Source organism: Dyadobacter sp. 32 (genome assembly GCF_902506755.1).
GTDB lineage: Bacteria > Bacteroidota > Bacteroidia > Cytophagales > Spirosomataceae > Dyadobacter.
Window position 1 is genome coordinate 2568978 of the sequence record NZ_LR735258.1, and the last position, 12763, is coordinate 2581740.

At 45.3% G+C, this 12763-nt stretch carries 7 protein-coding genes and 1 other RNA gene; 5 read left to right on the plus strand and 3 right to left on the minus strand.

Going from position 1 to position 12763, the window contains the following annotated elements:
- Window positions 1-915 precede the first annotated feature (915 nt).
- Window positions 916-1764 carry a hypothetical protein gene (locus tag DYADSP32_RS10350; RefSeq protein ID WP_149242803.1) on the plus strand — a complete coding sequence of 283 codons (849 nt, stop codon included), beginning with the start codon at window positions 916-918 and terminating at the stop codon, window positions 1762-1764.
- Window positions 1765-2071: 307 nt separating this feature from the next.
- A complete protein-coding gene (locus tag DYADSP32_RS10355) occupies window positions 2072-3709 on the plus strand; it encodes a T9SS type A sorting domain-containing protein (protein WP_149242802.1) in 1638 nt (545 codons plus the stop codon).
- Window positions 3710-4173: 464 nt separating this feature from the next.
- Here DYADSP32_RS10355 and ssrA read toward each other — a convergent pair.
- Window positions 4174-4545: a transfer-messenger RNA gene (ssrA, locus tag DYADSP32_RS10360) on the minus strand.
- A 215-nt stretch (window positions 4546-4760) separates the two neighbouring features.
- Entirely contained in the window at window positions 4761-7085 is a 2325-nt protein-coding gene (locus tag DYADSP32_RS10365) for a TonB-dependent receptor (RefSeq protein WP_149242801.1), read from the minus strand.
- A gap of 424 nt (window positions 7086-7509) precedes the next feature.
- On the opposite strand from DYADSP32_RS10365, the gene hemF reads away from it, so the two are divergent.
- Window positions 7510-8427, plus strand: coding sequence for an oxygen-dependent coproporphyrinogen oxidase (gene hemF, locus DYADSP32_RS10370; protein ID WP_149242800.1), 918 nt, complete (start codon window positions 7510-7512; stop codon window positions 8425-8427).
- Window positions 8428-8466: 39 nt separating this feature from the next.
- On the opposite strand, the gene DYADSP32_RS10375 is transcribed toward hemF, so the two are convergent.
- Complete coding sequence (locus tag DYADSP32_RS10375; protein ID WP_149242799.1) at window positions 8467-9552, minus strand: o-succinylbenzoate synthase; 1086 nt, start codon at window positions 9550-9552, stop codon at window positions 8467-8469.
- Window positions 9553-9652: 100 nt separating this feature from the next.
- On the opposite strand from DYADSP32_RS10375, the gene lpxK reads away from it, so the two are divergent.
- Window positions 9653-10657: a tetraacyldisaccharide 4'-kinase gene (lpxK, locus tag DYADSP32_RS10380; protein WP_414617680.1), complete on the plus strand. Its 1005-nt coding sequence runs from the start codon at window positions 9653-9655 to the stop codon at window positions 10655-10657.
- Window positions 10658-10714: 57 nt separating this feature from the next.
- Window positions 10715-12718 (plus strand): putative porin, encoded by a 2004-nt coding sequence (locus DYADSP32_RS10385; protein WP_414617681.1) that lies wholly within the window; start codon window positions 10715-10717, stop codon window positions 12716-12718.
- The last annotated feature ends 45 nt before the right edge of the window (window positions 12719-12763 follow it).

A 12763-nucleotide genomic window follows, 5' to 3' on the forward strand; every position in this document is an offset into this window, starting at 1 on the left:
GCGAAATCACCGGAATGAAATAATAGTATTGTCTTATGCAGGTATTAAAAAAGACAGCTTTGCAAATGGTCTGACACTCATTTTCAGGGCGCAATATAGGAAATAAGGTGGTAAAAGACAAACCTTACCGCTTGTCATCGCCAGCAACAAAGCCTGATGGATCGTTAAAAGGAAAGGTTTTGCGTTCCGGAATTTTAAAGAATCGGTTTTGGAAACAGCCCCTTTCCGACTCATTAAAAAAAGAACATCGCGGATTGCTTTTCCCAGACTTGAGCGCTCCTGTAACCATACATTCCGGCGCCTTTTAAATGAGGAGAAAATAGGCCAGAATACCGATAATAAACGTGGGCAACAGCCTACCCGAACCCGTAGAGAAAATTTGATTCATGATTAAAAGCTATTAATAAGGTTTGGAGATTTGGCAAATGATCTGCATACAAATGAATGCCTGGGTGTGTTCGCTAAATTCTTAGTATTATGTCCGAAGAATTCTATATTCAGATGACTCAATGTAGAACAAGAATGACAAGAGAATTTGGCATGCTTGCTTTTTTATAGTTACCTTCGCACTACTTAATATTTGATCCCTCAAATAATTATCTTTCTATATGAACTCTGCAATATACTTGACAAATTTACCCTCGCTGTCATGCCTCATTTCACAAAAATCCGCAGTTAACTTCTGTCGTTCCCGACAACGTATCTTACTCAACTGTAACGCGTAGGTTCACCCTACATCTTCAAGGACATATGATTCCATTCAATCCAATCACCAGATCGGATTAGAAAATCTGTGTGTCGATTCTCAGGCCATTCTATTCCCAGACCAGGATTCGGAACTCTCTGAAGAGGGAGTGCGCGCTTTGTCCAAAATGATCATTCATCCTTAATCTTATAAATCAAACCAATCAACCTATGAATAACTATTACAAAACCCGAAGTTATTGCTACAAACAAATGAGACCCCCAGCATTCATTGCACGAATTAACCATCTGAAACGATTGCCACAAAAGCTGGTTTTCAATTTTATTTTGGTTGTTAGCTTACTAATTCCTGTTTCTGAGCTCTTTGCTCAAGGTAGTATTGCTTGTGATGGGAGCCTGTACTTTACCCGCCAGTTATCATCCAGCACACGAATAAGCTCTGTAAATGTTAATGCAACTGGCACGGTCTCAGTCGCCGATAAAGTGACATTAAATCCCAATATTTTAACAAATGCCACCGTCTATTACAATGGATATGTATTCACTCAGGACTGGGGCTCTTCTACTTTCACATTGATCAGGGTCGCTAATTATAATGGAACCAACAATTACACATCTAAAACAGTAACGGGAATTCCCACTGGTGTCGACTACAACAATGCCGGTGTTGATAAAAACGGGATCATGTATATCCTTTCGACAGATTCCAATCCGATTATTTATAAAATTGATCTCAAAAATTGGAACACTGACGGCTCCGGGACATTAAGCGCAACCACGGCTACATGCACAATGACTGCAGGTTCCAGGCTTTGGGGCGACATTGCCTTCGACCCGCTTACCAACAGGGCCTATGCCTGGTATCACCCAACTTCTGCCCCATCATCAGGGCAGGCGGTAAGAGGACTCTACGAAATCCAGAATATCACTTCTGCCAATCCCAGCATAGTAAAAGTGGGAAGCGCGGCCGATTATACAATGGGTACGCTTTTTTTTAACGAGCGAGGGCAATTGTTTAGTTATGGAATCTTAACGGGCACCGGGGGGGAATCAGGTTAACTTTTTTTATATCGACAAGTCGAACAGCGCAGTTACCCAAATTGGAACATCTGAATCATCTCCTCAATCGGATGGATGCGAATGTGCCTACCGCCTGAGTCTCACACTGACAACAGGAAATGCCGGCCAGGTAGATATCCCCAATTGCTCTAAGCCTTCCGATTTTAATATTCAGTTCGCCGCCAGTAACACAGCCTCAGGTTCATTCACTGGCGTCACCTTTGCATTCCCCCTGGATCCCCGTTTTTCACTTTCAGATAGCAGAGAGGACATAGAAACATACCTAAAGGGCATTTTCGGATCCGAGGTGGCGGTCACCCTGTCAAGCAGTGGAGGTGGAACCAATAATGTACTGAACGCTACGGGATTGTCGGTGCCAGGCACGTCTACCAACAGCGGAAACCCTGTTAATCTGCCCTTTTCATTAAAAGTGGGTGTTGCCTCAGGTGGAAACGATTTTACGGATGGAGAAAAAGTAGATTTCCAGGCCAGCTTTGGTGGCCTGTCCGCATTTTATGGCAGCACAGAGCAATCCAGTGACCCTAATAGTTTGTTTGGAAAAATTGCCAGCACCATCACGTTCAGTAAAACCAATAGTCTCTGTAATACTCTTTCGGGGAATGTGTTGCACGACGTGAATGGCCTGACCGATGATCTCGTGAACGGATCTAACATCAATACTAATTTAGATTTGAAAGCACTACTGGTAGATGCATCAGGAAAAATTTTAGCCTTTACCACCATCAATACCGCAACAGGTGCGTATTCATTTCCGGTTGGGCCTGGAACTTACTCAGTGATCCTGACCAATGCCAGTGCAAGCGCAAGTGATGTTGGAGGGCAGGCATCCGGCATTCTTGTTCAGGCTCCTGCCAACTGGGTATTTACCGGGGAGAAATTGGGGACCACCACCGGTAGTGACGGCACTGCAAACGGTATACTCATAGATATAGTGATCACCGATACAGATGTAGAAAACGCGAATTTTGGAATCCAGCAACCACCTCTCGCTACCACTTTAAGTTATTTTCTGAACAGCAAGCCACGATCTGGTTCATCCATTCCACTTGATGGCACGGTAGCCGCATCCTCAGGCTCAGGAGCCCTTGTTTCCCCGCCAGCCGGTTCCGATCCCGACGCAAGCGGAGAAGCAGTGGAAGGATTTATTATCACATCTCTTCCCGTTTCATCCGGTGGAGCAGCTGCGGGAGGAAGTCCAAAATTATACTATGATAAAGTAGAGGTAAGTACTTCCGATGTAACAAGTGGCAGGGTGTTTGAAGACCCCACGCTCTTCTCTATTGAATTAAATGGAACAGGTTACCAAGGCGCATCGTTTAATTTCAAAACAAAAGACGCAGCAGGATCTGTATCTTCAGACGCGACATACACTTTATCCTGGATCTCCCCGCTACCCGTTACACTGATTAGCTTTAATGCACGTTTGGAAGACAATAAAGCGATCCGCTTGTCGTGGAAGACAGTGAGTGAGGTTAATGCGTCTCACTTTAGTATTGAGCGAAGCGTTGATACCAAACAATGGATGCAGATTAAAGAGGTTGCGGCCATAGGAAATGTGAAAACATCTACGGAATACATGGCATACGACAATCACCCTGTGTGGGGAACAAACTATTATCGGTTGAAAATGATTGACAGGGACGGAAGCTTTGCTTACTCCCGTATTGTCAGTTTACAGGATAATGGAAGTGATCCTGCTATCTATCCAAATCCCGGTACAGGCCGATTGTTTGTCAGGGATGTTGATTTTAGCTCCGTTATATCCGTCTCCGTGATGAATACCGTAGGCCAGGTCGTTTTTCAATCGAAAAAACTGACAGAACAAGGGATGGATCTATCGGGCCTTGTTAATGGGGTTTATTCCGTTCGGATCAGACAAACCAATGGTACTGTATCAGTTAAAAAACTGGTAATAAGCCGTTAAGCCGCCCAACTAAGAAGTTACTGGGGATGCCTTCATTCGTATGAAGCATCCCCTTTTTCATGCATTTATTATTCATTTTTATTCTGGGGAAATTAGGTTGTAGCTTAGCACCAAATGTGTGTCAATTCAGTGTAAAAGATCACTTTTCTGATTTTACTCAAAATAAATTCACCTACGGAGGAAAGGCTAACCATACTTGAAAACCATCATAATTCCCAATAATGCAATTAAGCTATCAAGGAAATGCGAAAACAGTTTTTTTGGTTCGGAGGGAAGTGTTTCAGCAAATGACAGATGGGAATATTTTGATAAATAGGCAAAAATGCCACTCCGGAAGTCCGAAACGGCATTTGGTGGAGATGCGGGGAGTCGAACGGCACGGGCCGCCCCGCCCGGTCCAGATCAGGGAAAACCTTGCACCTTCTACATGCAAAAATGCCGCTCCGGAAGTCCGAAACGGCATTTGGTGGAGATGGAGGGAGTCGAACCCTCGTCCAGATCAGGGAAACCCTGCGCCTTCTACATGCTTATCCGAGATTAGATTTTCGAGCCTGACAAGGTTCACGGCGGACCCGCGTCATGGCCTTAGATACTGGTGTCTCGTTGGATTTCCGTACCACTATTCCAACCAGCGCTGATTTGCGACACCCCGGAGCCCAACCATCAGCACGTAGGTTGGAGGGATGATGGCATTTGGTTAATCCTCCGGATTAAGCAGCCATGGCGTAGTTAGATTCGCCAGTTATTGTTTGAGAATATTATTTACGGGAGGTACTCTCAACTCCCGACATGCTTACACACAGACTTCCAACCCGCTGTCAATTCCAGTCACCCCCATTTTTAGCTTTTAGCTTTTAGCTTTTAGCTTTTAGCTTTTAGCTTTTAGCTTTTAGCGAAAGTAAACTTCATAAGGTTAAAGTTCCATTGCGATAGTGTTTACAAATTTACCGCTATTAAAGTTCAGGTTATTTGCGGAAATTTTACCCAAATCCCACAAAGGGTTGACACAGAGTGCGCATAGGAATAGGAACGGGTTGCGTGAACCTTTACTTCAAAATTCCCACCGATAACTCAACACTGGAATCATACCCAGTTGATTTTGCATCACTATTTGCTTCTGAAGGACATCATAGTAGTTGTATGCATCGTTTTTGACACCCGCTACATTTTGCAGATCCAAAGCCAGTGTACGGCTGTAACGAGCTTTACTTTTTTTCCAATAAATCCGCAGATCGGGACGGAAGTATTCTTTCATCTTGATACTAAATGCCTGATCCTGCCGGTACACCGTGGAGTTCGTAGCCCTAGATTGCTCCAGATCAATCGGTGTGTCGCGAAAACCTCCGGTAGCAAGAATTTTAACATTCACTCCCCAGATGTTTTGCTTCTTTGTTTTGAACTCCTTTCCACCTGTAAATGAAAAAGTGTGTCCCCCATTGAAGCGGCTGTCGCGCCTGATGCCATCGCTGCCCACGTAGGTAGCACTGTAAACTGAACCAGATAGCAACATGTAAAACTGATCCGTAAGTAGTTTTTGATATGTAGCTTCCAAACCGTAGTTACGTCCGGTACCCCTGTTGGACAGCTTTTCACCCACATAACTCTCAACCAGATTTATAGCCGAAAATGAATTTTCGTTATTCGCGCTGATGGCCACATCGTAAAGCTCCTGAAAATATGCTTCAAGCTTCAAATTGTTGTTTTTTGAAAAATTCTTTTGATAGCCGAGTACAAAATGATGGGATTTGGAAGGTTTCAAATCCAAATTATTAAATGAAGCAACACTAGAAGCGGGTGGTAAACCAGCCATGTAAATCTGTGGCAGTTGAAGTTGACTGTGTAACCCATAGGAAAAGCTGAAATGCTGCGTTGCATTGGCCTGCCACCGTATAGCAGCCCGTGGCTCAAGGGAATTCCTACCAGCCTTACTTCCCCCCTCAATGCTATACCATAAATGATGGAGCCCAACCTCAGAAATAAGAGTCGGTGTGATGTGATACGTCCAGCTTGCAAATGGCTGAATTACAAATCCGGTCAGGCTATTTAAAATGGTTTTAGGGTTATACATAGCGTCCGATTGCCTTGTCGCATACATCCCAGCCCTAAGTCGGCTTCTTTCCGTAAAGCGATGGGTAACGTAACTGCTCAAAGAAATACGGCTCTTCGTCTGCTCATCCATTTCTGTAAGCCTTCGTCTCGAATACTCGACCCCGCCTATGTCGTAACTTTCCCGGGATAAGCTTAGGCCTGATGCCACAAGGGTGGAATTCAATGAGGTACGTGTACCCATTGACAAAGCGTGGGTAGCACCTATCGCCCCCATTTTATTCTTGAAAATAATGTCACGTCCATCCTTTTGATACTCCCACAAAGAACTATCGCGTTCGGCAGTAAAAGTGTTACTGCTGATACCACCCAGACCGAAAACCGTGAACGTTCCTGCCTTCACCGTAGGCAAATTGATATTGAATGACAAGTCCTGAAAACGATTAATTTCTCCTCCAAAATCCACACCCATTGCACCCAGCAATCCTGTAAATGAATACCGGTAATTGACGAGATAGGACGCTTTTGATTTTTTCGAAAAAGGCCCTTCCGCAGCAAGGTCCAATCCTATTAGACCTGCCTGTGCTACAAATTCGGTCTTTTCGTCATTGCCTTTTCTGAGATTCATATCCAGAATACCCGATAGCGCATTGCCATACTGTGCCGGAAAAGCACCACTCATGAAATACGTGTTCCCCAGCAACTGTGTACTGAGGATGTTCACACCGCCTCCCGTTTGCGTGGACCGGTCGCTGAACGTTCCGGCGTTGGAAAGGTGATTTGGGTTAACAATTTCAACCCCTTCCAGCCGCCATTGCATGCCGTTGGGTGAGTTGCCGCGAACCACCAGACCGTTTGCCTGGTCATGTGCCGCAGCAACACCGGCAAAAGAGGTGGCTACTCTAGCCGGATCCAGGTAGGTAGCGGCATAGCGTAAGGTCTGCTCGATGGTTATTTCCTGTACACTGTTGAAAGCTACCGGTCGGGACGAAACAACGGTCGCTTCCTGCAACTGCCTGCCCGCCGGATTTAGCTTGATCTGATGCACACTCTCCTTTCCCGACTCCAAAAGAATCTCCGGAATACTTACCGTCTCATAACCAAGATAACTGATCGTAAGCACGTATCGCCCCACAGGAATATCATCAAACCGGAACGACCCGTCTTTCTCTGCGTTTACTCCAACCCCCTGATTGTCTAATCGCACCGAAGCTCCTTCGAGAGGCAAGCCGGTATCGGCATCTTTCACCGTGCCACGGATGGTGGATGTAAAGGTTTGAGCCTGGGAAACAGTGGTGAAAAACAACAGAAAAAACAGAATACGAATCATTTGGGAATGGGGCTAATCACATACTGGTGCAAAAATAGCTTGTTCCCACCTGTTTACCTGCCAGCGAAGGTCTAAAATTTAAGAGACGTAAAAAGGATTACGACAATTCAATTGTCCAGGATTATTCAGGCTAATTTAAGTTTACATTTTTTTTATAAAAATCACACACACGCTCTCGCTGATAGGCTCAGCCCATCCCACGTAGTAAAGCGAATGAATGAACAACTAAATGTCCTCAACATAACATCTCCCAAAAGGACATTTATAAAAAATATAAAGTAGTGACCGCGCATACAGCAGCAGACTTGCTATGTGACGGATAGATCAGCTACGCGGACAAAACGCATATCGTCTCTTTTATCCTGATCATACCTCTTCATTTTATATTTATCGTATTTTTGCCACGCACATTAGATAACCCCCAATGAAGGTTGAAGAAATAGAGTCATTTTTTAAAACATTACAGGATAATATTTGCGAGGCCATTGAACAAGAAGATGGGAAAGGGCAATTCCGGGAAGACATTTGGGAACATCATTCCGGTGGCGGAGGCAGAACGAGGCTGATCCAAAACGGAAATGTGATCGAAAAGGGGGGTGTTAACTTTTCCTGCGTTCGCGGTGAAGTGCATCCACGCCTGAGACAGCAAATGAATCTGAGTGCAAATGATGATTTCCATTTTACGGCTACCGGTGTATCGATTGTCATGCACCCCGCCAACCCCAACGTTCCGATTATTCACATGAATGTTCGTTATTTCGAACTCAGCAACGGAACCTGCTGGTTTGGTGGTGGCATAGACCTTACCCCGCATTATGTGGTGCAAGAAGACGCCAGGTTTTTTCATCAGCAACTCAAAACGGCTTGTGATAATCACCACCCTGCCTTTTATGCGACATTCAAAGACTGGGCAGACGACTATTTCTACATTCCGCACAGAGAGGAAACACGTGGTATAGGTGGAATCTTTTTTGATTATCTTAAACCGGATGAGGCCGGCAATAGTCAGAATCTCTCAAAGGATTCCTTGTTTGATTTTGTGCAGGAGATCGGCGGCAGCTTTGCCAGCATTTATACACATCTGATGCACAAACATAAAAACGAACCGTTCACAGATGAGCAAAAACAGTGGCAATATTTACGTCGGGGCCGTTATGTCGAGTTTAATCTGGTATGGGATCGGGGCACAAAGTTTGGCCTCGAAACCAATGGACGTACGGAATCCATTCTGATGAGCTTGCCTCCGCAGGCCAACTGGGAATACAATTTTATACCTGGAGAAGGATCTGCTGAAGCGGAAACGCTTGGCTGGCTTAGGAAAGGAATTAAATGGGCCAAATAGGTGCTAAAATTGTGTGCATTTTGCACGACGCATGTGTCGCTAGGTTAGTTGCGACAGGTCCCAGTCTACCGACTTATTATTGAACAAATAGCCCGACTTCGTTTCGAGAGGCGAAGGAAAGTTGTTGTCATAAAGCTGCCCTGTGCCCAGCCCTTGTGGTAAACGGTTTCCGAACGACGCTGTAAACTGCGCGATGGCGGTTAGCCCTATGTTCGATTCGAGTGCAGATGTGATCCACCAGGGGATATTCAGGCGATTAGCAATTTCAATCCATTCCTTAGTATGCCTGAAACCTCCCAAAAGCGTTGGCTTCAAAATAACATACTGCGGTTTTATTTTTTTGAGTAACGCAAATTTAAAACGGTAATCCGAAATACCGATGAGCTCTTCATCCAGGGCAACCGGCACTGGAGAAATCTCACACAGCTCCGCCATACAGTCGGGCTGACCGGCTCGGATAGGTTGTTCTATTGAGTGCAAGTCATACTCCGCCAGGCGGCTTAATTTCGCCATCGCTTCGTCATTGGCAAATGCACCGTTGGCATCCACGCGCAAGGTAATTTCCTTTTTCGAGTACTGAGCCCTTACCGCACCGAGCATTTTACACTCCTGCTCAAAGTCAATGGCACCTATTTTAAGTTTCAGTGTGGTATATCCCTGATCCAGCTTTTGCTCGATCTGCTTCATCATGTGATCGTAGGTTCCCATCCAGATCAAACCGTTCATGAGAATTCCGGCATCGCCTTTTGAGAAAGCATTGTTGAAATAAATCCTTTGTCCGCCATTCATCATATCAAGCAGCGCCATTTCAATACCGAAGCGGATGGATGGCAGATGCACGGGCACAACCTGATCCAGAATAATCCCTAGATTAAAAGGAAAAACATCCAGATCCAATTGGTTGAAAAGATTACAAACCGAAACCAGCTGGGATTCGTAATCGGGCAGATCATCGATACTCAGCCCTTTTAACGGACCACATTCTCCGAGACCTTCAATCCCCGGCTGTTCCAGATCCACCACCCTGATGATCCATGAAGTCTTCTCCGTCAGAACCCCTCTTGATGTTCCGGCTTCCGTCCGAAAACGTAATGTATGAGGTTGAAACGTGATTCTTAATGGCATGATAAGCGTGGTGTCAGAATTTTCGGGGCACAATATTAACCAAAAAATATGTAATTATGCAGACGAGATGAAAGAACCTAATTGGATAAAATTACCGCTTGTGCCCTTTTCTTGGCTGTATGGCTTGATCGCCGGAATAAGAAATTGGCTGTACGATCAGGAACTATTTGCATCACATCGACCTGATCAATTCACCATCTCGGTGGGTAACATCACCGTAGGCGGAACCGGCAAAACACCTATGGTTGAATACATTACAGAAAAAATCAAGTCCCAATATTCAATTGCCATCCTGAGCAGGGGCTACGGCCGTAAGACCAACGGATTGTTATTTGCGGATAACCAATCTACCGCAAAAGATATCGGTGACGAACCTCTTCAATATTTTAGAAAATATGGCAAATCCGTGATCGTCGCCGTGTGCGAAGACAGGGTAAAAGGAGCCAGAGCGATTCATCAGCAGTACCCGGAATGCAACGTACTGCTGCTTGATGACGCATTTCAACACAGAAGAATTAAGCGTGATATCAACATCCTGCTCAGCGATTACAACAGACCTTTCTACCACGACCTTCCCCTGCCGGCTGGCCGTCTCAGAGAGTTCAGAAGTGGTGCAGAGCGGGCGGACCTGATCATTACCACAAAGTGTCCGCCTGGTTTGAGAGAGTCTGAAAAATCTGAGATCCGAAAACAAATCAGCCGATACAGCCGCCAGCATGTACAGGTCTTTTTCGCATCAATCCGATACGCCCCGCCGATTGGATTTGATCACAACCCCGTTGCGTTAAAAAAAGTTAAAGTCGTCGCCGGAATCGCACGTCCCCAGCCCTTCCTGACGTTCGTCAAAGAACAGTACGAGGTGATGGAGGAAATTATTTATCCCGACCACCACAATTACACCAGCGAGGACTTCGAACACCTGATTAAGAACTTAAAAAGCGATACTTTTGTACTCACAACCGAAAAGGATATGGTAAAACTGAAGCCACTTGCCAGGCAGTATCAAAAGATGGCGAGCTTCGCTTTTATTCCCATCGGGGTGGATCTGGGTAGTGACACAGATGCGTTTGATGATTGGATGAATAAAATAGATATGCTACGATAATTTCCAGTCCCTAAAAAAGCGCTGCCTGTGACTCGTTAACTAAACTTTGAATAAAAATTGAGAATTGCTTTATCCGTTTTTGTTGGGCTGTTTTTCTGCTCACTTTTCATAACATTTGCTTCTTTTGCGCAGGTTAAAATGCCAGGAGGCATACGAATGCCAAGTGGCGGAGGAGCGGGTGGAGGGGGAGCATCTGGTGGCTCCGGAGCCATATTGGATGACAGTACCAAACAGATCTACGGCCCGAAAACAACGCTTCATTATTACGAAAAAGATATTCTGAATAACAGGGATTCGGTTCGCTACCGGGTAGATACGCTTTTGAAAAACTTTCACCGCTGGTCTCCTTTTGATAAAAGCTGGGGAACACTGGTGGATTTGGGTAACACCGGTACTGCTTCACGTAATCTATTTTTTCAACCACGTGAGGATATTGGTCCTCAGCTGGGTATGCGGGCCTATGATGCCTATGCAATACATCCTGATGATGTTCAATACTTCGATACCCGGTCGCAGCATACCGAACTTTCATTCATTTCGGGTGGCAGAAAAACCGCTCTGGGGCATTTCGCTTATACGCAGAACGTACACGCCCGTTTCAACTTTGGCTTACGGTTCCACAGGCTTACCTCCAATAAGCAGTATGGAGTCTACAGCGCCGTGAATTCCGAATCCTTGCTCGGTCAGAACTGGAATTTTCTTGCCCATACCAGCTTTTTTTCCAAGGACAAAAAATACCTGTTGCTGGCGCATTACCGGCACATGAACCAAAAAACGCGGGAACAGGGCGGCGTAATGCCGGATACAGCCAATAATGTGGTGGTAGACCCCTACCCTTACGACGGCACAGCCAGGATCAGCGACGATGCCAACTCCTGGGAGCGACGCCATGTATTTCATCTATACCAACAGTACCGGCTTGCCAATGGATTTCAGGTTTTTCAGCAGGGAGATTACCAAAGCATACTGAACCGTTATACCGACTTCGATGTGCAGACGGGCCGGAACAATGGTGCGTATCCCTCTATCCCGCTATACAATGCTGACAGTACCCGGCAGCATATTTCCTATAAGCTGTTTGACAATAAAGTGGGATTGAAAGGTAAAATTTCAGGCTTTAACTATAGGGCTTATTTGCGAACACGGTTGTATGGAATGAAGGGAGAAAGTCAACCTTCTTCCAACTCAGAAAGCTTATTTACAACCTACAGAACCCGCCTCCGATTTGATAACATAGCGGGATTGTGGCTGGGATACTATCTGAAAGATTCAACCAACTACGTCACAGCCGAAGGGGAGGTGAACCTGGCCAATATTACCGACTTCGGAGATGCTGAAATTAAACTGAAAGGTGAAATAAATACCCGCTGGGGAAAAGCCGGTGCTCAGTTTATACGAACTGCCCCTGATTTGCTCACACAAAGATATATTGGCAACCATTTTGTCTGGAACAATACGTCCTTTAATCCTACCGACGTACTGACACTCTTCGGCTCGCTACCGATAAAAAAGGAAACATCCGAGTTCACCCCCGAAATTCAGATTCATCAGATCGGCAATTTCATTTACTACGATACGGCTGCTACTCCCCAACAACTCAGCAGAGGTTTTCAACTCATCCGCGTAGGAGCTACAACGGACATTCAGCTGAACAAGTGGAACCTTTCGGGCAGGGCATATTTCTCCAAAAATAGCAATGAAAATGTCCTCCGCATTCCACAACTTTTTGGAAGTGGACAAGTTTCGTTTGATTTTGTTTATTCCAAAGTGCTGTTTGTGCAGCTAGGGGTTTCGGCTGTATACCGGTCCTCCTATTTCGCCGATGCCTACATGCCTGTCACCCAACAGTTCCATCTACAAAATGACATGAAACTCCAGCAACGCGTCGTGCTGGACGCTTTTGCCAACCTCAGGATCAGTCGCGTTCGTTTATTTTTTAAGATGGCCTATATCAATAAAGAAATCTTCGGTGTTTTCCCCAATGGCTATTACATAACGCCCGGTTACCTCGGTATGACCCGGGCTCTATCCTTTGGCATCAATTGGCCACTATTCGATTGATCAACAGAAAAAGGAGAGCGTGAGCAAAATGTGATTGCCTAGTAT